This window comes from uncultured Roseobacter sp. (assembly GCF_947495025.1).
Classification (GTDB): domain Bacteria; phylum Pseudomonadota; class Alphaproteobacteria; order Rhodobacterales; family Rhodobacteraceae; genus Roseobacter.
Genome location: NZ_CANLXG010000003.1, coordinates 414,518 through 437,255 on the forward strand (window position 1 = coordinate 414,518; position 22,738 = coordinate 437,255).

24 protein-coding genes are annotated in these 22,738 nt (G+C 60.6%); 6 read left to right on the plus strand and 18 right to left on the minus strand.

Annotated features, from left to right (window positions below; all coding sequences use genetic code 11):
* Positions 1-59: 59 nt before the first annotated feature.
* The 5 genes from Q0792_RS16200 to Q0792_RS16220 all read left to right on the plus strand — a co-directional run bounded on the left by Q0792_RS16200 (position 60) and on the right by Q0792_RS16220 (position 5,814).
* Positions 60-1,367, plus strand: coding sequence for an ATPase (locus Q0792_RS16200; RefSeq protein WP_298843107.1), 1,308 nt, complete (start codon positions 60-62; stop codon positions 1,365-1,367).
* Positions 1,364-2,149, plus strand: coding sequence for an NAD(P)-binding domain-containing protein (locus tag Q0792_RS16205; RefSeq protein WP_298843110.1), 786 nt, complete (start codon positions 1,364-1,366; stop codon positions 2,147-2,149). Before Q0792_RS16200 ends, Q0792_RS16205 begins: the two co-directional genes overlap by 4 nt.
* 72 nt (positions 2,150-2,221) lie before the next feature.
* The gene (locus tag Q0792_RS16210; RefSeq protein ID WP_298843113.1) at positions 2,222-4,675 is read left to right on the plus strand and encodes a ligase-associated DNA damage response DEXH box helicase; all 2,454 of its coding nucleotides are present in this window, start codon (positions 2,222-2,224) and stop codon (positions 4,673-4,675) included.
* A gap of 39 nt (positions 4,676-4,714) precedes the next feature.
* The gene (gene pdeM / locus Q0792_RS16215; RefSeq protein ID WP_298843116.1) at positions 4,715-5,398 is read left to right on the plus strand and encodes a ligase-associated DNA damage response endonuclease PdeM; all 684 of its coding nucleotides are present in this window, start codon (positions 4,715-4,717) and stop codon (positions 5,396-5,398) included.
* The gene (locus tag Q0792_RS16220; RefSeq protein ID WP_298843119.1) at positions 5,395-5,814 is read left to right on the plus strand and encodes a PaaI family thioesterase; all 420 of its coding nucleotides are present in this window, start codon (positions 5,395-5,397) and stop codon (positions 5,812-5,814) included. Before pdeM ends, Q0792_RS16220 begins: the two co-directional genes overlap by 4 nt.
* Before the next feature lie 12 nt (positions 5,815-5,826).
* Here Q0792_RS16220 and folD read toward each other — a convergent pair whose 3' ends face one another.
* The 17 genes from folD to ruvC all read right to left on the minus strand — a co-directional run bounded on the left by folD (position 5,827) and on the right by ruvC (position 21,594).
* Complete coding sequence (gene folD / locus Q0792_RS16225) at positions 5,827-6,729, minus strand: bifunctional methylenetetrahydrofolate dehydrogenase/methenyltetrahydrofolate cyclohydrolase FolD (RefSeq protein WP_298843122.1); 903 nt, start codon at positions 6,727-6,729, stop codon at positions 5,827-5,829.
* Positions 6,730-6,742: 13 nt separating this feature from the next.
* Positions 6,743-7,213 (minus strand): hypothetical protein, encoded by a 471-nt coding sequence (locus Q0792_RS16230; RefSeq protein WP_298843125.1) that lies wholly within the window; start codon positions 7,211-7,213, stop codon positions 6,743-6,745.
* A gap of 98 nt (positions 7,214-7,311) precedes the next feature.
* On the minus strand, positions 7,312-8,988 hold the full coding sequence (locus Q0792_RS16235; protein ID WP_298843128.1) for a formate--tetrahydrofolate ligase: 1,677 nt from the start codon (positions 8,986-8,988) through the stop codon (positions 7,312-7,314).
* A gap of 149 nt (positions 8,989-9,137) precedes the next feature.
* Positions 9,138-9,734 carry an MOSC domain-containing protein gene (locus Q0792_RS16240; protein WP_298843130.1) on the minus strand — a complete coding sequence of 199 codons (597 nt, stop codon included), beginning with the start codon at positions 9,732-9,734 and terminating at the stop codon, positions 9,138-9,140.
* Between the two features lie 118 nt (positions 9,735-9,852).
* Positions 9,853-11,778, minus strand: coding sequence for an ATP-dependent zinc metalloprotease FtsH (gene ftsH, locus Q0792_RS16245; RefSeq protein ID WP_298843133.1), 1,926 nt, complete (start codon positions 11,776-11,778; stop codon positions 9,853-9,855).
* An 81-nt stretch (positions 11,779-11,859) separates the two neighbouring features.
* Positions 11,860-13,107 carry a tRNA lysidine(34) synthetase TilS gene (gene tilS, locus Q0792_RS16250; protein WP_298843136.1) on the minus strand — a complete coding sequence of 416 codons (1,248 nt, stop codon included), beginning with the start codon at positions 13,105-13,107 and terminating at the stop codon, positions 11,860-11,862.
* Between the two features lie 4 nt (positions 13,108-13,111).
* Positions 13,112-13,948, minus strand: a complete 837-nt coding sequence (gene ybgF / locus Q0792_RS16255; RefSeq protein WP_298843140.1) for a tol-pal system protein YbgF — start codon at positions 13,946-13,948, stop codon at positions 13,112-13,114.
* 4 nt (positions 13,949-13,952) lie between these two features.
* Complete coding sequence (gene pal / locus Q0792_RS16260; RefSeq protein ID WP_298843143.1) at positions 13,953-14,474, minus strand: peptidoglycan-associated lipoprotein Pal; 522 nt, start codon at positions 14,472-14,474, stop codon at positions 13,953-13,955.
* 85 nt (positions 14,475-14,559) lie between these two features.
* The gene (gene tolB / locus Q0792_RS16265) at positions 14,560-15,825 is read right to left on the minus strand and encodes a Tol-Pal system beta propeller repeat protein TolB (protein WP_298843838.1); all 1,266 of its coding nucleotides are present in this window, start codon (positions 15,823-15,825) and stop codon (positions 14,560-14,562) included.
* A gap of 62 nt (positions 15,826-15,887) precedes the next feature.
* A complete protein-coding gene (locus tag Q0792_RS16270; RefSeq protein ID WP_298843145.1) occupies positions 15,888-16,988 on the minus strand; it encodes an energy transducer TonB in 1,101 nt (366 codons plus the stop codon).
* Between the two features lie 9 nt (positions 16,989-16,997).
* Entirely contained in the window at positions 16,998-17,492 is a 495-nt protein-coding gene (gene tolR, locus Q0792_RS16275; RefSeq protein WP_298843148.1) for a protein TolR, read from the minus strand.
* 3 nt (positions 17,493-17,495) lie between these two features.
* Positions 17,496-18,191, minus strand: a complete 696-nt coding sequence (tolQ, locus tag Q0792_RS16280) for a protein TolQ (RefSeq protein ID WP_298843151.1) — start codon at positions 18,189-18,191, stop codon at positions 17,496-17,498.
* Positions 18,192-18,291: 100 nt separating this feature from the next.
* Positions 18,292-18,687, minus strand: coding sequence for a tol-pal system-associated acyl-CoA thioesterase (gene ybgC / locus Q0792_RS16285; RefSeq protein WP_298843154.1), 396 nt, complete (start codon positions 18,685-18,687; stop codon positions 18,292-18,294).
* 1 nt (position 18,688) lies between these two features.
* On the minus strand, positions 18,689-19,321 hold the full coding sequence (locus Q0792_RS16290; protein ID WP_298843841.1) for a hypothetical protein: 633 nt from the start codon (positions 19,319-19,321) through the stop codon (positions 18,689-18,691).
* Positions 19,322-19,374: 53 nt separating this feature from the next.
* On the minus strand, positions 19,375-20,397 hold the full coding sequence (gene ruvB / locus Q0792_RS16295; protein ID WP_298843157.1) for a Holliday junction branch migration DNA helicase RuvB: 1,023 nt from the start codon (positions 20,395-20,397) through the stop codon (positions 19,375-19,377).
* A 28-nt stretch (positions 20,398-20,425) separates the two neighbouring features.
* Positions 20,426-21,091 carry a Holliday junction branch migration protein RuvA gene (gene ruvA / locus Q0792_RS16300; protein WP_298843160.1) on the minus strand — a complete coding sequence of 222 codons (666 nt, stop codon included), beginning with the start codon at positions 21,089-21,091 and terminating at the stop codon, positions 20,426-20,428.
* Positions 21,088-21,594, minus strand: a complete 507-nt coding sequence (gene ruvC / locus Q0792_RS16305) for a crossover junction endodeoxyribonuclease RuvC (RefSeq protein WP_298843163.1) — start codon at positions 21,592-21,594, stop codon at positions 21,088-21,090. The genes ruvA and ruvC overlap by 4 nt, the downstream gene beginning before the upstream one ends.
* A gap of 343 nt (positions 21,595-21,937) precedes the next feature.
* Here ruvC and Q0792_RS16310 point away from each other — a divergent pair, with 343 nt between their 5' ends.
* Positions 21,938-22,156 (plus strand): DUF1127 domain-containing protein, encoded by a 219-nt coding sequence (locus Q0792_RS16310; RefSeq protein WP_298843166.1) that lies wholly within the window; start codon positions 21,938-21,940, stop codon positions 22,154-22,156.
* 164 nt (positions 22,157-22,320) lie between these two features.
* Here the strand turns inward: Q0792_RS16310 and Q0792_RS16315 are convergent, their stop codons facing one another.
* A complete protein-coding gene (locus tag Q0792_RS16315) occupies positions 22,321-22,665 on the minus strand; it encodes a hypothetical protein (protein WP_298843169.1) in 345 nt (114 codons plus the stop codon).
* Positions 22,666-22,738 lie beyond the last annotated feature (73 nt).

A 22,738-nucleotide genomic window follows, 5' to 3' on the forward strand; every position in this document is an offset into this window, starting at 1 on the left:
GGTGACAGTGTAACGCCCGGTTCCCGCCGGGGAATGGCCTGACGCGAGGGATGACACAGATGAATATGCAGACCGCGAATGTAATGTCGCCACCGCCCCCCCGGACGCTGGACGAAATGCGCCTGCCGACCGTGATGATGCGTGACATTGTGCTCAAAACGATGTTCCGCAAAAACATCGACATGGTCAGTGATCTCAGCAAAGCGATCTGCCTGCCGATCCCTGTGACCCAGGAACTGGTGGACATGGCCCGCACCCAGCGGCTTCTCGAGGCAACGGGAACGCTCAACGCCAACAACGGCAATGAGATGGGCTATCAGCTGACAGAACAGGGCAAGGCGCGTGCGCTCGATGCGCTGGCACAGTCAGAATATTTCGGGGCAATGCCGGTACCGCTGGATGTGTACCGTGAACAGGTCAAGCGGCAGTCGGTGCGCAACCTGCAGGTCACCCGTGACCAGCTGACCGGGGCCATGGGCCACCTCGTTCTGCCCGACAGTCTGCTGGGCCATCTGGGGCCTGCTGTCTCAGCGGGACGGTCGATCCTGATGTACGGCCCGCCAGGAAACGGTAAGTCTTCGATTTCAAATGGTATCCGCGATGCACTGGGGGACAAGGTATATGTCCCGCGCGCGATCGAATACGCGGGTCAGGTGATCACTGTCTATGACCCGATCGTGCATTCGGCCGCCGAAGAGCTGGCTGACAACCCCAACTCCCTGCGCCGTGCAACACCTTATGACATGCGCTATGTAAAGTGCGAGCGACCGACTGTAATCACCGGTGGTGAACTGTCTCTCGACATGCTCGACCTGGTCTATAACCCGACAGCCCGGACCTATCAGGCCCCGCTTCAGCTGAAATCTACCGGCGGTATCTTTATCGTCGATGACCTTGGGCGCCAGAAAGAGCCTCCGCAAAGCATCGTTAACCGCTGGATCGTCCCGCTCGAAGAGAGCAAAGACATCCTGGCGCTGCAGTCCGGTGAGAAATTTGAAGTTCCTTTTGATACGCTGGTAATTTTCTCGACCAACTTCCACCCGAACGAGATCTTTGACCAGGCCGCCCTGCGCCGGATCTTTTTCAAGATCAAGATCGACGGGCCAAGCCAGGAAAACTTCCTGAAGATTTTCGCAATGGTCGCCAAAAAACGGAAAATGCCGCTTGATGAGGCGACGCTGGTTCACCTTCTCAAAGTACGCTACCCGGAAATCGACAACGTCTATGCCAACTACCAGCCGATCTTCCTGATCGATCAGATGATTTCCATCTGCGAATTCGAAGGGATCCCCTACCAGATGTCCCCCGATCTGGTGGATCGGGCATGGGCCAACATGTTCGTCAAGGACGAACACATCGTGAAATGATCGGGGTCGCCGGATGCGGCCGGATGGGCGGTCCGATGCTGACCGCCCTGCGGGCGTCGGGTTTTGACGCGCGCGGCTTTGACATCCGACCACTTGCACTGCCCGGAACCACAACCAGCGCGGCGGAGTTTTCCAGAGGTCTGAAGACACTGATCACCGTCGTCAGGGATATTCCGCAGACCCACAACGTTCTTTTTGGAGAGCAGGCCTTTGCTGCCGTTCCGGGCCTTGAACGCATCCTGATCTGCTCCACTCTCAGCCCGGTTTATGTGGCCGGCTTGCGCGACCTGATCCCATCGCATGTCACTTTGGTTGATGCGCCCATGTCCGGCGCTCAGATCGCAGCTGAGGAAGCGCGCCTGACATTCATGCTGGGTGGGGATACAGCTGAAATCGACGCGGTCCGTCCGATGCTGAATGCGATGGGATCAGCCATTCACGTTATGGGTGCCTTTGGTGCCGGTATGCAGGCGAAGGTACTCAACAACCTGCTCGCGGCCTCCAGCACCGCCATGACGCGTCTGGTGCTCGACTGGGCAGAGAAAAGCGGCCTTGACCCTGAACGCCTTCTGGCCCTCATACATACGTCTTCCGGTCAGAACTGGTTCGCTTCGGGTGGCACAGACATAGAATTCTTCAACGACGGCATGGATGCGGAAAACACCATCGGGATTCTTGTGAAAGACATCGAAAGTGCGCTTGATGCCGCGCCAGCCGGCGCCAACACCGCCCTGCCCCGATGTGTCCGCGACACCATCCGGACACTCAGACCACGCGGCTGAACCCTTCAGGCCGATACACTCCGGGCGCTTTCGGGGCTGGTCCCCAACCCGGCATGCGCTATCGTCCGCCTCATGCACCTGCTCCCCGATACATTCAGAAACTGGTTCAGCAAACGTGGCTGGACAGTTCACCCCCACCAGATGGCAATGCTCGAACGTGCAGACGACCCTGCGCTGCTGCTGATTGCGCCGACCGGTGGCGGCAAGACCCTCGCGGGTTTTCTGCCCACGCTCACCGATCTGTCCGCAACCCCGCACGAGGGGCTGCACACGCTTTACATTTCTCCGCTCAAGGCACTCGCAGCTGATATCAAACGCAACCTGACCACGCCGGTGACCGAGCTGGGGTTACCGATCCGCATTGAGGACCGCACCGGAGACACGCCCGCGAGCCGGAAAAAACGCCAGCGCGCAGACCCGCCGCACATTCTGCTGACGACCCCCGAAAGTCTGGCACTGCTCACAAGTTACGAGGACGCGCCAAGGATGTTTGCCGGGCTTAAGCGCGTCGTGGTGGATGAAATTCACGCTCTGGCAGAGTCCAAGCGCGGCGACCAGTTGATGCTCGCACTGGGGCGCCTGCAGCGCCTGTGCCCGGATCTGCGCCGCGTCGGGCTGTCGGCCACGGTCGATGATCCGCAGGCCATCGCCAGGATGCTCGCCCGTCATCCGGACCCCTGCGAGATCCTGCTGGCAGATCCCGGCCCCGCGCCGGACATCGCCATGCTGACCACGGATGAAGCCCCGCCCTGGGCAGGCGGAAACGCGGCCTATTCGATCCCGGCGGTCCTGGAAGAAGTTCGCAGGCACAAGACGACACTGATTTTTCACAATACCCGCGCACAGGCTGAAATTTTCTTCCACAATCTGTGGCTTGCCAACGATGATGGGTTGCCGATCGGCATCCATCACGGCTCGCTTGACCGCCAGCAACGCGAAAAAGTCGAGGCGGCAATGGTCCGCGGTGATCTGCGCGCCATTGTCTGCACCGGCAGTCTGGATCTTGGCATTGACTGGGGCGACGTGGATCTGGTGATCCAGATTGGCGCTCCCAAAAACGTCAAACGCCTGGTCCAGCGGATCGGCCGTGCCAATCACCGCTATAACGCCCCTTCAAAAGCGCTGCTGGTCCCTGCCAACCGTTTTGAGGTTGTCGAATGTGTTGCAGCTCTTGATGCGGTGCGCGAAGGCGCCCTGGACGGCGAGCCACGTGGTCCGGGGCCGCGTGACGTGCTCTGCCAGCACATCCTTATTACCGCCTGTGCGGGGCCGTTCAGCGCATCCGACCTTTTTGATGAGGTCACCTCGGTCGGGGCATATGCAGATCTGACACGGGACGCGTTCGACAGGTGTCTCGATTTCTGTGCCACCGGCGGCTATGCACTGCGGGTCTATGACCAGTGGCAGAGGCTGTTGCAGAACGCCGACGGGACATGGCAGCTACGCGACCCGCGCGCCGCCCGGCAGATCCGCATGAACATCGGCACCATCCAGGACACAGACACGCTCAAGGTGCGTTTGCGGCGCAGCCGGGGCGGAAAACCACTGGGAGAGATCGAGGAAGGGTTTGCCGCCTCCCTGACACCGGGCGACACCTTCCTGATCGGCGGGCAGATCGTGCGGTACGAAGGCCTGCGCGAAATGACGGTCGAGGTCAGCCGCAATGCTGCAAAAAAGCCAAAGGTCGCCACATTTGCCGGCACAAAGTTCGCAACCTCCACACAACTGAGCGCGCGCGTGATTGACATGTTCCAGCAGCAGGACTGGCCGGACCTGCCCGCGCACACAGCGGACTGGCTGGCTTTGCAGCGGCAGGTCAGCGCCCTTCCCGCCCCCGGACGTCTGCTGATAGAAAGCTTTGCCCATGACGGGCGCGAACAAACGGTTGTCTATGGGTTTGCCGGGCGCAACGGCCAGCAAACCCTGGGTCTGCTGCTGACAAAACGTATGGAGGACGCGGGCCTGAACCCGCTGGGCTTTGTCGCCACGGATTATGCCACACTGATCTGGGGCCTGGACCGTGTAACCGACCCGGCCCCGCTGTTTGAGCTGAACACGCTGCAGGACGGGCTTGAGACCTGGCTTGCGGGTAATGCGGTGATGAAACGCACATTCAGAGCAAGTGCTACAATTGCGGGTCTGATCCAGCGCAATACGCCATCGGCGCGTAAAAACGGGCGACAGGCGACGTTCAGCTCCGACATTCTGTATGACACGCTCCAGAAATATGATCCGGAACACCTGCTGCTCGACATCACGCGCCAGGAAGCATTGCGGGGCCTTGTCGATTTTGGCCGGATCGAGGAAATGGCCGAACGGGTTGCAGGTCGCATCGACCACAGGGAACTGGACCGGGTCAGCCCGCTGGCTGCACCCTTGTTCCTCGAGATGGGTCGGGTGCCGGTCAGGGGCGCCGCAGAGGAACGCCTTCTCGCCGAGGAAGCAGAACGTCTGATGGAGAGTTCAGGGCTCGCACAGATCACGCCGCCACCCGCGGATAAACCCAAATGGCGGATGGGCTACTGACAGCTTGCGCAACAGCTTTAACTGCGGCATGAACAAAGCATGAACTATCACGACATCTCCTTTTCCGGTGCTGCGCTGAAGGCGCTTGGATCAGGGGCGCTCTGGTGGCCGGATCAGGCGCTGCTGTGCGTATCAGACCTGCATCTTGGTAAGTCAGAACGCGTCGCGCGCCGCGGCGGCCAGTCGCTCCCCCCCTATGAGACGCGGGATACGCTCACCCGTCTCGGCGAAGACCTCGCCTTTGCCAATGCGCGTCAGGTGGTCTGCCTTGGCGACAGCTTCGACGATCTGGCCGCCGCTGATGCAATGCCTGACGACGAACGCCTGTGGATCACCAGACTGCAGGCCGGTCGCCGGTGGATCTGGATCGAAGGGAACCATGACCCGGGTCCGGTTGAGTTCGGTGGCACGCACCTGCAGGATCTGACCCTTGGGCCACTGACTTTCAGGCACATCGCGCAGACCGGCACACACGGCGAAATCTCCGGACATTACCACCCTAAAGCATCTGTGCAGACGCGGGGACGCCGGGTAACACGTCCGGCTTTTCTGTTCGACGACAGACGTATGATCATGCCTGCCTATGGTACGTACACAGGTGGCCTGCACGCGCGTGACGCTGCTCTTGCCGATCTTATGCAGCCCGGCACTTTCGCCGTTCTCACCGGCCCGCAGCCTCTGCGCGTGCCCATGCCCATGCCAGGACGGGAGCCAACCGCATGACAGACCCGGAAAACGATCGCATTTCAGCCAGCTTTGGCGCGCAGTCCATGATGGCCACGCTGGGCGCCACGCTTGAGGAAGTTGGACACGGACGGGTCGTTATCCGGGCGCCTATTCTGCCAGGCAGTCAGCAACAACAGGGCTTTGGCCACGCCGGGCTGACATTCTCGATCGGCGACAGCGCGGCGGGCTATGCCGCCCTCACGACGATGCCGCCGGAACAGGAAGTGGTCACCGCTGAGATAAAGATCAACCTGCTGGCTCCCGCCCGCGGTGATTATCTGCGTGCGACCGGCCGGGTGATTAAACCTGGCCGGCGGCTTGTGGTCGTCAGCTCCGAGGTGCATGCGGTCACGGGTGATGACGCGGTACTGATCGCCGTCCTGCAGGGCACGATGGTACCTGTTCTGGCCTGAAACCGCCGTAGTTCAGGCCGTCAGACCTTCCGGCTCGGCCAGACCGTTGGCGCGGCAACATGCGGTCACCGTATTCGCCAGCAGACAGGCAATCGTCATCGGTCCGACACCGCCCGGAACAGGCGTGATTGCACCGGCGACCTCTGCACAGCTTTCATAGTGCACATCGCCGACGAGGCGGGTTTTGCCCTCGCCCCGTTCCGGCGCGTCAAGACGGTTGATGCCCACGTCGATGACGGTAGCACCCGGTTTGATCCAGTCGCCTGGTACCATTTCCGGACGGCCCACGGCGGCTACCACGATATCTGCACGCTGCACAACGTCAGCCAGGTCTTTGGTGCGACTGTGTGCAATGGTTACAGTGCAGCTGTCACCCAGCAACAGTTGCGCCATCGGTTTGCCAACAATGTTACTGCGCCCGATGACCACCGCGTCCATTCCGGAAAGAGAGCCGTGGTGCGCGCGCAGCATCATCAGACAGCCCAGCGGCGTGCAGGGCACCATGCTCTTCTGTCCGGTGCCCAGCAGCCCCACGTTGGAAATATGGAACCCGTCCACGTCTTTTTCGGGGTTGATGGAGTTGATCACCAGATCCTCGTTGAGATGCCCCGGCAATGGCAGCTGGACAAGAATACCGTGGATTTCCGGGTCGTTGTTCAGCTGGTCGACAACCGCCAGAAGGTCGGCTTCGGACGTGTCGGCATCCAGTCTGTGTTCGACAGATTTCATGCCGGCTTCGACGGTCATTTTACCTTTTGAACGCACATAGACCTGGCTTGCCGGATCCTCTCCGACAAGTACGACAGCCAGACCCGGCGTGATACCGTGATCCGCTTTCAGGCGGGTCACATGCTCCGCAACCTTTCCGCGCACCTGTGCTGCAAAGGCTTTTCCGTCTATGGTCGTAGCTGTCATCTGTGTCTTCCTGTTATCTTGAAAAGGTGACCCTGTGGGTCCAGGTTTCACCATCTGTGATCAGCAGTTCGTCAAACTGCATCAGCTGCAGCAGGTCGTAGAACGTAGCGACATACTGAAGTTCTTCCTGACGGAAAAAACCGCCTCTGCGCACCGATACCGTCAGCTGCGCCATCAGGGCCCGCGCACGATAAAGCGTTGAAAAAACGTCATCATCCAACGCCGTCAGGATCAGCGTCGCGGCGTCTTCACCTTTGGCAAAGAACACAAATCGCGGGCTTTCCGGCGCCTCAAGCTGTGCCGTGGTCAGCACATTCACAAAGTCAACGCGCACGGCCTTACCGGCACCCTGGCTGGCACGGATCACCCGGTCAAAAGTCTCCTCAGAGGTAACTTCCGGATAGTAGTATCCAACATAACGGTCTTCGGCGGAAACCGCGCCTGCAAAGACAATGGCAAAGAGAGCAGCGATCAGTCTGGTCATGATGATGTCCTTTTTCAAATCATGTGATCAGCTTGCGGCTGCTTTGCTCAGAGGGCAAGCCTGCTGTCCTCTGAACACTGTCTCGTGAGGCGCTGCGATCAGAACAATCCCTCGACCTCGCCGTCTGCATTCAGGCGGATGCTTTCCGCGGACGGGACGCGCGGCAGGCCAGGCATGGTCATGATCTCACCGCAGATCGCCACCACAAAGCCCGCACCGGCACTCAGACGCACTTCGCGTACAGGGATATCAAAACCTGTGGGCGCACCGCGCTCGTTCGGGTCGGTCGTAAAGCTGTACTGCGTCTTGGCCATACAGACCGGCAGACTGCCATAGCCCTGATCCTCCCAGTCCTTCAGCTGGTTGAGGATTTTCTGATCCATCTGCGCACTGTCCGCGCGGTAGATTTTCGTCGCAATGGTGTTGATCTTGTCCGCAAGGCTCATGTCGTCCGGGTAGATCGGCGCAAAATCCGCTTCGCCCTTTTCAATGGTTTCAACGACCTTGGTGGCCAGATCCGCAGACCCCTCAGAGCCCAGCTCCCAGTGGCGTGACAGAACCGCTTCGGCGCCCTGGCCGGCAACGTAATCTTTGACCGCCTGAACCTCGGCATCTGTGTCGGTCACAAAGTGGTTGATGGCGACAACAACAGGCACACCAAAGGATTTCACGTTTTCGATATGGCGACCGAGGTTCGCGCAGCCATTCCTGACCGCGTCGACGTTTTCGGCACCCAGATCGGCCTTGGCGACACCGCCGTTCATCTTCATTGCACGCACGGTGGCCACAACGACGACACAGGACGGTGCAAGGCCCGCTTTGCGGCATTTGATGTTGAGGAATTTTTCGGCGCCGAGGTCAGCACCAAAACCCGCTTCTGTCACCACATAGTCCGCCAGTTTCAGAGCCGTTGTCGTCGCGATGACGGAGTTACAACCATGTGCGATGTTTGCGAACGGACCGCCATGTACAAAGGCAGGGTTATTTTCCAGTGTCTGCACCAGGTTCGGCTGCATTGCATCTTTCAGGAGCACGGTCATGGCACCGTCCGCTTTGATGTCGCGCGCGAACACCGGCGAGCGGTCACGGCGATAGGCCACGATCATATCGCCCAGACGTTTCTGCAGATCGCTGAGGTCTTTGGACAGGCACAGGATCGCCATGACCTCGGATGCCACCGTGATATCAAAGCCCGCTTCCCGCGGGAAACCGTTGGCCACACCGCCCAGCGATGCTGTGATCTGGCGCAGCGCCCGGTCGTTCATGTCAACCACGCGGCGCCAGACAACGCGGCGTGTGTCAATCTCCAGCGCGTTGCCCCAGTAGATGTGGTTGTCGATCATCGCGCTCAGCAGCGAGTGCGCAGAGGTGATCGCATGAAAGTCGCCTGTGAAATGCAGGTTCATCTCTTCCATTGGCACGACCTGGGCATAGCCTCCCCCTGCTGCGCCGCCTTTCATACCAAAGTTGGGACCGAGCGATGCTTCCCGTATACAGACAGCTGCCTTTTTACCGATCCGATTCAGGCCATCGCCCAGACCGACGGTCGTTGTGGTCTTGCCCTCACCAGCCGGTGTCGGGTTAATGGCCGTCACAAGGATCAGCTTACCATCTGTATTGCCCTGAACCGAGTTGATGAACTTCTGGCTCACCTTGGCCTTGTCATGGCCATAGGGCAGCAGATCATCGCTGCCGATACCCAGCTTCGCCCCGATCTCCTGGATGGGCTGCTTGGACGCGGCGCGCGCTATTTCGATATCGGATTTGTAGGCCATGGAAGAATCCCCCTGAGGTCGCCCGCGTCGGGCAGTGTTGCTGCTCTCTGCATACACAGGCATGCCTGACCCGACAGGGGGTATTTCCGACATTTCCGCTGTCGGTTGCGTCGGCAAAGGCGATGATCGTTTCTTTTCGGAAACGAATGCTACCGACGGGCGGCGTCCAGGTGCGCCCAGACAGGCTGGTCCGGGATGTGCAGTGTCATGCGGTCCCCTACGCTCACACGGCCCTCCCGCTCGACCCAGGCGGTCACGCCACGGCGGTTACGGGCGGCCGGTTTGAACTTTGGGCCAAACTCCGGGTGGTCTTTGGCGATGTCGCGCCCGAGATAGGTACAGGGGCGGTTTTCCATATCGATCACCAGGCAGGCACCGTCAGGCAGCTGCAGGCGCGAGGATGGTGGAACAAGGGTGAAGTCCGGGATGCCTTCGATGACCATCGACGCGCCGAGCAGCTCCGGTGCGATGACCTTCTGACCTGCTTCTGCCGCGATCTGGTCCAGTTCTTCGCGGGACAGGATTGTCAGCTGGCGCACATTGCGGATGGTCGTGCCTCTCGGGTGTTGAGCGAGCGTACGCGAACACGAAGGGCGGGTTGGCCCCCCGTGCATCTCTCCCTCGATCCCGTCAAAGCTGAGGGCGGCTGAGTCCAGCGTTTCGGAACGCAGGTCGGTTTCCTGATCCGTCACCCGACCCAGCCATGTCACTGTTGCGGAAAAGTCGGTTGGTTTCAGCGCGGGCATGGTGGTCTCCGTGGAACAAACAAGTTTCCGCCAGCCTGCAATGCGTATGCGCAAAAGAAAAGGCCCCGCAACCGCGGGGCCCCATGACAATATGTTAGCTGCCGTTCAGCACCATTGATCAGGTCGACGGTTCCGGCTCCAGACCGTCATCAGACGGCGGGGTCTTACGGCTCTTTGATTTTGCCTTGGGAATACCCGTCAGGCTTGGCGCGGAACCGCTGTCCGGCTTGTCGTCTTCATCCGCCGGCGGCACTGGTGGCTGGCCATCCATGACGCGCTGGATCTCATCACCCGTCAGTGTCTCATATTCCAGAAGGCCCTGGGCCAGACGCTCGAACTTCTCTTCGTTCTCCTGAATGAGTTTCAGCGCCCACTCATAACCGTCCTGGATGAACTTCTGGACCTCTTCCTCGATCAGTTCTTTGGTATTCGCCGAAACCGAGAAGCCGGCAGTGTTGCCCTGATACCCCTGCGCGGCCTCTGAATAGTCGATGTTACCGACCTTGTCAGACATCCCCCACTGAAGAACCATCGCCCGGGCAAGGCCCGACGCCTGCATGATGTCGCCCGCAGGGCCGTTTGAAACAGCCTCCGGCCCATACTTAAAGATCTCGGCCGCCTTGCCCGCCATGGTCATCGCAAGACGCTGGTGGCACTCGTCCTTGAACATGTTCAGACGGTCCATCTCCGGCAGGCTCATCACCATACCAAGTGCTCCGCCACGGGGAATGATGGTCGCCTTGTAGACAGGGTCACATTTGGGCAGAAGCATACCCACCAGTGCATGGCCGGCCTCATGGTATGCTGTCATTTCCTTCTGCGCATCGGTCATCACCATGGATCGGCGCTCTGCCCCCATCATGATCTTGTCCTTTGCGCTTTCAAAATCGATCATCGACACAAAGCGCCTGCCTACGCGCGCAGCACCCAGTGCCGCTTCGTTCACCAGGTTGGCAAGGTCTGCACCGGAAAAGCCAGGCGTACCCCGCGCAATGATGCGCAGATCCACATCCGGACCCAGAGGCGTCTTGCGGGCATGCACACCCAGAATCTTCTCGCGGCCTTTGATGTCCGGGTTGCCCACGGTCACCTGACGGTCAAAACGTCCCGGGCGCAGAAGCGCGGGATCAAGAACGTCCTTACGGTTGGTCGCGGCAATGATGATAACACCCTCATTGGCCTCAAAACCGTCCATCTCGACCAGGAGCTGGTTGAGCGTCTGTTCGCGTTCATCGTTACCGCCGCCGTAACCGGCACCACGATGGCGACCGACGGCATCAATCTCGTCGATAAAGACAATACAGGGTGCGTTCTTTTTCGCCTGCTCGAACATATCGCGGACGCGGCTCGCACCGACACCAACGAACATCTCAACAAAATCTGAGCCGGAAATGGTGAAGAACGGTACACCTGCTTCACCGGCAATGGCACGGGCAAGCAGCGTTTTACCGGTACCCGGAGGGCCCTCAAGCAGCGCGCCTTTTGGAATTTTACCACCCAGGCGGCTGAACTTCTGCGGGTTGCGGAGAAACTCGACGATTTCTTCCAGCTCTTCCTTGGCCTCGTCGATGCCGGCGACATCGTCAAAGGTCACGCGGCCATGCTTTTCGGTCAGCATTTTTGCCTTGGACTTGCCAAAGCCCATCGCACCACCTTTGCCACCACCCTGCATCCGGTTCATGAAATAGACCCAGACGCCGATCAGCAGCAGGAAAGGCAGCAAAGACATCAGGAAGGTCTGGAAACCCGACTGCTGTTGCTGTTCTGCGCGGACCGCAACTTCGTTTTCGATCAGCAGCTGTGTAATTTCTGCATCCGCAGGTTTGATCGCGACATAGTCCGTGCCATCAGACTGGCGGAAACGGACCTGTTCACCGTCCAGCGTAACATTGCTGACCTGGCCCGATTCGACCGCATTGACGAACTCGGAATAGCTGATTTCGCGGCTTTGCAGCGTGCTGCCAGGGCCGCTGAAGAGGTTAAACAGCGCAAGGATCAGTAAGAACAGAACGATCCAGAATGCGAAGTTGCGTGCGTTTCCCAAGGAAAATCTCCTAATGCTGCGCTGATTGCGCATCTCGTATCATAGTCGGTTGAGGTAAAGATAGACACTCATCCGCTATCTTCAATGCGATAAAAGTGCCGAAAGCAGGGCAGCTTTTGTGCATTCGGGCCCTGTTTCCCAGTTGCTTACGGTCTGTGCAACAGGCGCTGCCACCAGCGTTTCACCGGTTCTGACTGCCGGTGTAGCCAGCAGCGCGGCGCGCGGCATGCCGGTATCGCGCCAGTTTTCGCAGGTTTTAAGGCCCTCCGGTCCAAGAGCACCCACGCAGGCGCCGCTTGGGGGGGCCGGACCTGTCAGTGTCCATCGATGGTCCCAGACCATGCCTGGTGCGCCCCTGAGGTCCCGAACGACAGCGTACTCGCGAAACATCCACAGGACATCACGTCGCACCAGCCCCTGGGTTCCGGCGGCGGTACCAGCGCCCGCATCCTGCAAAGACGAGAGAAATGCCGCCACAGCGCTGTGCCGCGGCGCATAGCCCCCGCCGTTCATCCACCGCATGACCCCGGTGATCAGCCGCCTCTTGGTCTCGGCGGGCAGTTCCGAAAAAGCCTCCCACGGCAGGCGCACGGCCCCGCCATCAACCGCAATCAGAGAATCCGCGACGCTCAGCATGTGTTGTTGCAGGACCTCGCGGGCATCAGCCATATGCCCCGCGATCATCGCAAGTCGTTTTGCGTCGATACCGAGCGGTGCAAAATCCTGCAAAGCAGTACGGGCACGGATTCGTTCATAATCCGGGTTTTCGTTTCCGGGATCGTCTTTCCAGGCGATGCCCTGGCCTGTCAGGTAATTGCGCAGTTCCTGACGACCGGCGTCCAGAAGCGGGCGCAGCCAGGAAATGCCGTGGGCGTCCCGCCGCGGGGCCATCGCCGAGAGACCGTCCACCCCGGCACCCCGCGCCAGGCGCATCAGAACCGTCTCTGCCTGATCATCCTGCGTATGCCCCAGCGCCACTGCCGTGATACCCCGCTGGCCTGCCCATCCGGCAATCAGCCCGTACCGCGCCTGGCGGGCGGCATCCTGTGTGTTGCCCTTTCCGTCCCACCCGCGCCACTGCAGCGTCTGATGCGCAATGCCCAGTCCGCTGCACAACTGCGAGACAAAAGCGGCCTCTTCCGCCGCCTCTGGACGCAGCCCATGATCGACGGTTACACAAGACAGACCGGCATCACGTACCGGTGCGTGACCGGCCAGCAGATGCAACAGGGCAACTGAATCGCTGCCCCCCGACACAGCAACACCAAGCGGGCCGCCCGGTCCGGCCCGCAAGCCATTCGTCAGTTTTGAGATAAGCGCCGCGTGCACGCGGTTATCCGCAGCCAAGTCTCTGCATTTCGGCCTGCGCTTCGCCCGCTGCCGGATCTTCCGGGAAACGGATCGGGACCTCGCCGAGTGTCACACAGGCCTCGGAGGTCTGTTCCAGCTGCCCCAGGGACCGGCCAAGGCGGAACAGGGCCTGAGCGGCAAGTGGCCCGGTGGGTGCTGCGCCAAAACTTGACAGATAAGCGCGTGCCGCTTCCCGGGTGTTGCCCAGCGCATCGAGCGCTTCGCCGCGGCCCAGATCGGCGCCTGCGGCCAGTGGCCCGCCAGGATAGTTCTGGCTGAAAGCTGCGAACTGGTCTGCGGCTGCCTGATAGTTGCCATCCGCAAGAGCCTGCTGGGCACTTTTGAAATCATCTTCTTCGCCAACCGCGAGTTGCGTCCCGGTGCCCGGGTCCGTAACCGGTGCCGCCGACCCGCCACCCGTTACAGCCTGTCCGCCCCCGGTGTCGCCACCAAGAGTGCTCGTTTCGCCAAGCGATGCGATGTCGCCGCCCTCAAGCTCTACAAGGCGGAACTCCAGATCGCCAATGCGGTTCGTGCCGTCCTCAACAATACGGTTGATCCGGAATTCCAGCTCTTCTGTCTTTGATGTCAGGCGCTGCATTTCGCGCTCGATCACAGCAACGCGTTCCAGAACCGTTTCGCCACCGGTCTGCACAGTCGGTGCGCCGGTCGTGGACAACTCGCGCCGTAACTTCTGCATCTCAACAAACAGCACCGTCAGCTCCTGGCGGATATCAGCCAGCGTTTCGGCATTATCCTGCGCCGCACCCCACGTGGGGAGCAGGCACACACAAAGAGCAATCGCCGCGAACCTGCGCATGGCTTTATCCCGACAGACCACCGGCCAGCACGGTCACCGCGCGGCGGTTTTTGGCATAGCAGGCTTCATTGCTGCAGATTTCGATAGGGCGCTCCTTGCCATAGCTGACCGTCCGCAGACGGTTGCCCGCAACACCGCGGGAAATAAGGTATTCCCGTACCGCATTTGCGCGTCGTGCGCCCAGAGCGACGTTGTATTCCCGCGTGCCCTGCTCATCAGCGTGACCTTCGATCACAGCTGTGAAATCGGTGTTGGAGAGCAGCCATGTCGCCTGGCCGTTGAGCACCGCCTGGCCTTCTGCTGTAACATCAGACTGATCCACAGCAAAAAGAACCCGGTCGCCGACCGTCTGGTTGAAATAGGCTGTGGAGGTCGGATCATTCGCACTGCCCGGCACAATCGCGCCGCTGCCGATGCCCCCGCCGCCTGCGCCGCCGCCGGCATCATTGCCGAAACGGCCCGGGTTGGTACAGGCCGCAAGCGCAAGGCCTGCGACGAGAAGAACGATTTTTCCTGTAAGTTTCATGCTCTCTGCCTCGGGTTTCCAAAAGGGTCTTATTATTTTGTTAATTCTTACCACAGGTCGTGCGGATTGGGAACGGCCTGCTGGCCTACTCCTGCAATGGTGACCATGACGGATCAGAGCCGCCTTCAGGCGTATTCACAGGGCGCAGGTTTCGACCGGTGATGTCGACAGAATACAGCGACGAACGGCCGCTGGCCCCCTGCGTTTCACGGGTAAACATGATGACACGGCCATTGGGCGCCCATGTCGGGCCCTCATCAAGGAACGACGCCGTCAGAAGGCGCTCTTCAGAGCCGTCCGTGCGCATAACACCAATGTGAAAACGGCCACTGTTCTGTTTGGTGAAGGCCACCAGATCACCGCGTGGCGACCACACAGGCGTGCCATACCGTCCCGGACCAAAGGATATCCGCCGCGCCTCGCCGCCGGTGGCCGGCATGATATAGAGCTGTTGCGACCCGGACCGGTCGCTTTCAAAGACAATCTGGCTACCATCCGGCGAGAAGCTCGGCGCTGTCTCAATGGAGGGCGAGGACGTCAGACGCACTGCCTGCCCCCCTGCAAGGCTCATCGCGTAGATGTCCGTGTTGCCACCCTGACTGAGCGAAAACACGATCCGGTCGCCGTCGGGCGCAAACCGTGGTGCAAAGCTCATCGTGCCTTCCTGGCTTTCCAGTGAGCGGCGCTGGACAGACGCGATATCCAGAACATAAATCCGCGGAAACCCGGTTTCATAACTGGTATAGAGCACACGCCGCCCGTCGGGCGAAAAGCGCGGCGCAAGTACGATGTCATCATTCCCGGTCAGGTACTGAACATTCGCGCCATCGTAATCCATGACCGCCAGACGTTTCTGCCGGGCGTCCTTGGGACCGGTTTCAGCGACATAGACCACACGGCTGTCAAAGTATCCGCCCTCGCCGGTAATGCGGCTGTAGACCGCATCTGCCACCTTGTGTGCGATACGCCGCCAGCCATCAGGTGTGCCTGAAAACTGCAGGCCCGATCCAAGCTCGGCGCCGGAGAAAACATCATAAAGCCTGAATTTCACATTCAGCTGGTTGCCCTGGACCGACGCAGCCCCGGTAATCAGCGCCTGCGCATTGATTGCTTTCCAGTCGGCATACTGCACCGGCGCCGCAAAACTGCTGACCGTGCTGATGAATGCATCGGGGGATATCTGTCGAAAAAGACCTGTGCCGCTCAGGTCGGCGGCGATGACCTGGCTGATCTGTGCAGAGAGCGCACCCGCCTCTGCATTTTCAGCCTCAAAAACCGGCAGCGCAAAGGGCAGCGGTTCGATCACACCTTCGGTGATCTCAATCCGAAGCGGCCCGTTGCCCTGCGCCATAACGACCGTAACAGGGCCAGTGATGGCGATGAGCAGACCAAAAAGGAGATTTACCAGTACTCTCATTTGACACGCATCCTTTCGGGATTGAACGTCATCTCAATTTCCTGCCACTGTCCATACTTTTCAGCGGGCAGATCAAATCCGCGTGCGCCGCAACGGATAATCGCGCGGCGGGCGGCCTCAAATGCCTGTCGTGCTGCCGTGTCGTTTCCGCCGGAACTGGAGGCCATGCGGATCGAACTGTTCACGGGCCTGCCATCCTGTGTCATCGACACGGTCACGACGACTGTGGTGCCCAAGGCATCGGTCGACAGCGAACCCACATTCCAGCAGTTTGAAACCGCGACGCGCAGCGCCTCTTTTTCGCCCGACGACAGCGGCGGACCGCTGGGTGTCGCCGGCGCGCTCGACGCTTCGGCAATGGCATCCGCCAGCGCGTCACGTGGTGCATCCTGCGCAGCAGGTGCTTCGGGTGCGGGCGCAGCGGCAGGCTGCGGTGCCGGCGGGGCCTGAGGGCGCGCAGGCGGGCGCAGCGAGGTCGTCATCGTCGTGGCAGGTTTTTCCGCTTCGGTCACGATTTCTGTCGCGGCGGCCTCCGGTGCCGTAGCATCAGCCGGTTCCTGCTGCTCCGAACCGGTATCGTCCTGCGCCACTGCATCCTGCTCTACGGGGTCAGGCAGTGCTTCGGGATCGGGCTGTGCCACGGCTTCGGGCGCCACACGGTCTGCCGCCTGCGGCACTGCGACATCCGCAATATCGGGAGCATCCACAGCGATATCGGCCGGTGGCTGCGGCAGCACAGGTGCCTCATCACTGACGTCCGCCCGGGGTGGCGGCGGGGTGATCTGTGACACGTCGGGAGGTGTTTCGGTCTGAGGTGTTTCAGCAGCTTCAGGCTGGCGCAGCTCCGTTTCCGTATCCGGTGCAACCTCTACTTCCGGCGCATCCGGCGTAATCTCCGGACTGGAAGGCTGGGCCACGTCCGTTACCGACTGCGGTGGCACGTTTGCGGCAAGAAGTGCGGCGTATTCCGCACCGGAAATGACCGCCACCTCGGTCATCTCAAAGGGCAGAGGCTCTGCGGCGAAGACATCGCCAAAAGCGAGCCAGCCCAGCAACACAAGGTGCCCCGCGCCGGAGATATAATGCCCGGTATGCACCGCCGCGGCCTACTGATCCGCCCCTGCGGGCGCATCACGGCCATCCAGTGTCGGCCCGCCGATATCTGTGACCAGACCGATGTTGGAAAAGCCACCGGCATTCAGAGCGCCCATGACTTCCATGACCCGGCTGTAAGGCACAGCACCATCTGCGCGCAGAAAGACCCGGTCCGAGGTCCGCTCGGCAAAAATTGCGCGGAGCTTTGGCACCAGCTCTCCCGGCGCGGTTTCGGTCGTCTGGATCTGAATGGCGCCATCTGCCGTCACGGTGACCGTAAGCGGTTCTTCCTGATCGGTCGGCAGCGCACCTGCCGCGGTCTTCGGCAGTTCCACCGGCACCCCCACCGTCAGCAGCGGGGCGGCCACCATAAAGATGATCAGCAGCACCAGCATGACGTCCACAAAGGGTGTGACATTGATTTCTGCCATCGGCTGGGCACGGGTCGTGCGCCGCCGCCGTTTGCCACCACCTCCGTCGGATTTCTGGATGACCCCTGCCCCCATGGCTCAGCCGTCCAGCTGACGAGAGAGGATCGTGGCGAACTCATCCGCAAAGGATTCGTAGCCATGCAGGATACGGTCTGCATCCGCGCTCAGTTTGTTATAGAAAATCACTGCCGGGATCGCAGCCAGCAGGCCAAGCCCCGTCGCCAGCAAAGCCTCGGCAATGCCCGGAGCCACAACGGCCAGATTTGTATTCTGCTGCTCTGCAATTTCGATAAAGGCGTTCATGATGCCGATCACGGTTCCAAACAGGCCGATGAAAGGCGTCGAGGAACCGACCGTCGCAAGCACCGTCAGACCATTGCGCAGATAGTCCGCCTCTTTGTTGATCGCCACATCCATGGACCGGTCGATCCGCGCCGTCGCGCCGGCAATCAGCCCGCCGTCCTCGCGGTGCGAGCGCTGCCATTCGGTCATCCCCGCGGCGAAAATCTTTTCCGAACTGCCCGATGGTGCCGGGCCGATCTGCTCAAAGAGGCCATCCAGCGGCTCACCGGACCAGAACGCCCTGTCAAAAGCCGCCGCCTCGGCCCGCGCCTTGCGGTACACCATCAGCTTCATAACGATAATCGACCAGGACCAGAAAGAGGCCACGATCAGCATGATCATCACGATTTTTACGATTAAAGTGGCGCGGGCGAACAACCCGAAAAATGAGAAATCAATCTCATGCGCCAGTGCCAGCGTTTCTGCTTCCATGTGCCTGCTCTTTGCCCGTTCCGGTGCGTTGCCGGGTTTTCCCGACCTTGATTGGCGATGAGTGTAGCCCAGCGCAAGCCGGATTGCCATCACTATGGCGTCATGTGGACGGGTGAAGAGGCAACTGGCGGAGTTTTGCTGGCAATCTGGCCGGCCTGCCGCCCGGACCGATACAAACGATTGTTACTTCAGCTGCAAATATCATGTCCGCGCCCCGCAGGACCTTCTGCGACATGACCATCCGCGCGGGCGTCAGCTGGGTCATCGTTGTGACGACTTCAAGCTGATCGTCAAAATGCGCTGAAGCGATATAATCCGCCTCGACCCGGCGCACTGCAAATACGATGCCATCCGCCTTCATCTCCAGCTGATCTATTCCGATCTCACGCACCCAGTCACTGCGCGCCCGTTCAATAAAACGCAGGTAGTTTGCGTAATAGACGATGCCCGCCATATCGGTGTCTTCATAATACACACGTATCGGAAACCGGTGCATATCAGCACGCCTGCCGTGGGGCCTGCAGGCGCGCGCTCAGGCGCAGCGCGTGCGACGGGTCATTTGCCACGGCTGGCATCACCGGATCGTATGCCGCGCGCAGCAATGCTGCAATCGCGGGCCGCAGGATCGTACGGTCGCCGGAAACAGCCAGCGGTGACGTTTTTCTGAACGCCGTATCCGACCACAGAAGAACAGACTGCACGATCTGGCTCAGCGCCAGGGTCTCTGCCGGCACCGCCCCCAGGTTTTCATCCATGCGCAGAAACACGAAACAGGCTTTGATCGCGCCGGCGGCGTCAAAATGGAAAACCCGGTACTGATTGGCATCGGCCTCTTTCAGCCGCGCGACCAGAGGCCCCAGATCATGGATCAGCCGATCGAGGCCAGGCACTTCCGGCAGCTCATCCCACTCCCGGAAAAAGAAGATCATCATATTGCTGCCCAGCTCGGGATCTGTCTCGGCCATCTGGTGCCCGCAGAGTGCCATCACCGCCTCGAGCGCGCCTTTGACGACGCTCAGCGTCTCATCGGTAACACCGAACACCACCGGCGCCACCGGCCGCCCCCAGCGGGCGAAAGCATAGCTGCCATCACTGCGCGTAAAAAGCGCTTCGGTTTCTTCTGTCCTCATCATCCGTTTCTTCTGGTCCAAAAATTCCCCGCCAAAGGCAGCGCGCCGCCCGCTCAGCCACCAAACAGATCGGACTGCGGCTTTGGTGGCGCAAGCCCCAGATGGCTCCAGCCTTTCTGCGCCAGCATCCGCCCGCGTGGCGTCCGCTGGATCAGCCCCTGTTGCAGCAGAAAGGGCTCAATAACTTCTTCCAGCGCGTCCCGGCTCTCGCTCAGCGCTGCACTCAGCGTCTCGATCCCCACAGGCCCGCCAGCATAGTTTTCGGCGATCAGCTGCAGATACCGCCGGTCGGCACCATCGAGGCCGATATTATCCACCCCCAGCCGCGTCAGCGCCATATCTGCCAGCGCCCGGGTCACCCGACCGTCGCCTTCCACCACAGCGAAATCCACCACCCGGCGCAGCAGACGCCCGGCGATCCGTGGCGTACCCCGCGCGCGGCGGGCTATCTCGCGCGCACCCGCCTCATCCGCTGGGGCGCCCAGTTTGCGGGCATTGCGTTCGACGATCACAAAAAGCTCGTCCTCGGTATAGAACTGCAGGCGGGTCGGGATGCCGAAACGATCCCGCAAAGGGGTCGTCAGCAGACCCATCCGCGTTGTGGCCCCCACGAGCGTAAAGGGCTGCAGTTCAATGCGGACTGTGCGCGCGGCCGGCCCCTCGCCGATCACCAGATCAAGCTCAAAATCCTCAAGCGCCGGGTAGAGCACTTCCTCGACAGCCGGGTTCAGCCGGTGAATTTCATCGATGAAAAGTACATCGCGGGCTTCGAGATTGGTCAGGATCGCCGCCAGGTCGCCGGCTCGGGCCAGCACCGGCCCGGACGTCATGCGGAAGTTTACGCCAAGCTCGCGTGCCATGATCTGCGCAAGCGTCGTTTTTCCCAGCCCCGGCGGCCCGTGAAAGAGCGTATGATCCATCGCTTCTTCGCGCTGCCGGGCGGACTGGATGAACACCTTCAGATTGGCCCGTGCCTCTGCCTGCCCGACAAATTCATCCAGCATCTGCGGACGCAGGGCGCGGTCATGGTCCTCGGGCAGCGGCTCTGGCCGTACGGTGGGGTCAATATCTGTCATCGGGTGTCCCGGGGCGTGTCACAGCACTCTACCCTTTGGGTGCCAGAAGTTTCAACGCAGCACGGATCAGATCGGGCGTTCCCGCATCAGGATCAGCGCCTGCGGCCTGAGCCACTGCGCCGGCGGCATCACCCGGCGCGTATCCCAGATTTCCAAGAGCAGAGAGGGCTTCGGCCTGCGCCGATGCATTGTGTTCCTGTACCTGTGCCGCGACAACCGGTTCTGCAGGCTCGATCACTACTTCCGGTTCTGTGCCGGATGTTGCGGCAACCGTGCCTCCCATGGCCATCACCGCCGGCGCCTTGTCCTTGAGATCAAGCACGACGCGCTGCGCAATTTTTGGCCCAACACCTTTTGCCGCTTTGACCGCATTCCAGTCGCCCAGTGCGATGGCGCGGCTGACCCCGTCCGGCCCCAGCGTGCCCAGAATGGCCAGAGACGCCTTTGCGCCGACACCCTGGACGGAGGTCAGGAGCCGGTGCCATTCCTTTTCCACCAGCGTCGTGAACCCGAACAGCTGCAACAGGTCCTCGCGCACCACCAGATCCGTGAAAAGTGCCGTGTGCCCGCCCGCGCCCGGCAGGGCGGCCAGGGTCCGTTCGGAGCAGTACACAAGATATCCCACACCGCGCACGTCGATCAGGACGTGATCGGCGGCGCGATAATCGATGCGGCCGGCAATTCTGCCGATCATGCGCGGGCCCGCGCAATGGCGGTCTCCACGCCGGGCGCACGGGCATGGTGCGCGTGACAGATGGCAATCGCGAGGGCGTCAGCTGCATCCGGGCCGGCGATCCGGGCACCGGGCAGTTGCATCTGCACCATATGCAGCACCTGCGCCTTGTCAGCATGCCCCACGCCGACGACCGTCTTTTTCACACTGTTGGGGGCATATTCGCCAACGGCCAGGCCGGCCTGCGCAGGGACAAGCATGGCTATGCCCCGCGCCTGACCCAGTTTGAGCGTACCTGCGCCATCCTTGTTTACAAACGTCTGCTCGACGGCTGCTGCCTGCGGCGCCCATTGCGCGACAACAAGTGTCAGCTGTTCGTACAGAGAAAGAAGGCGCATCGCCAGATCAGCGCCAGTTGACTGGCAGACACCGTTGGCGACATGGGTGAGTCGGCTGCCCGACACATCAATGATCCCCCACCCGAGGTTCCGGAGCCCCGGATCGATACCGATCACCCGTGTCATAAGCGCTGCCCAGCCTGTTTAATTCGTTTTTTATGCATTAGCACGAAACGCGAACATCCGCAAAGCGCTTCATTATCAGGCAGCCTTTTCCGACAAAAAGAAGGTCGGTCGCTGAAGATATGCTGATTTCGGACCAGAAACGCCGGAAAACCGTCTGTTTGCGACGTTTTTCCCGGGCCTGATTTTCCATTTGTTTACGTGTAGTTAACCAACAACTGACCCATGCAGAAATTGCATAGCGACCATGCGTTTTCACATCTTGCCGAAAAAACGGGCAGGTCCTATCTGCCCCTCACAACACACCGGCATGACCGGTCAACATTCAGATTAAAGGACGGCTCACATGGCTACTTTTGACACATCCCGCACCCACTACGGCTCCGCCACGATCGCAAGCCGTTTCTTCAGCATGATCAACGCTGCCGTTGCAGCTGTTATCGCGTGGAACGATTCCCGCGTGACACGCAATGCGCTGTCCGGCCTCACCGACCGTGAACTCGAAGACATCGGCCTGAGCCGCGCCGACATCGACGGCGTAGCTCAGAATACCCTGATCCGCTGATCTTACTCTGGTCCGCAACCGGATCAGAACCACGAACAGAAAAGCCGCCCCTTCCGGCAGGAAGGAGCGGCTTTTTTACCAATCGGGCGCTGTTGCAGACACCCGCGCACACAACCGGGAACGACCAGGGCCGCATCCCGTACAAACCCCCACGTTCAGTTCTGTCAGGAGAAAAGCCGGATCATCGCCAGAGAAAGAAACTCGGAGACCGGGCCAATCTGCATAATCCACGCACCGATCTGTTCAAACTGCGTACCTGCCGCCATGGCCTCTATGCGCCCGGCATAGGCCAGCGGACCGGTCAGCGTGATCGCAAGCGACTTAAACAGGAAGAACCCGAACACAATGGCGGCAAAAACCCGAAGGCGGGTGTAGGTGCGCCTGCGCGCGGGCACAAGCGTGATGAGCCCGTCGTTGCCAACCTGTGCCGTGTAGCCACCGGCGAGCCGTGCGTGCTTGTCCGCAACGGCGTTAATGCGTTTTTCAAACTGAGCGTATGAATCCGACACTACACTCTCCTGACGATCAGGCCCCCACCGGATCGTTAACAAGATGCTAATGGAATGTGTCCGGATCAAGGCA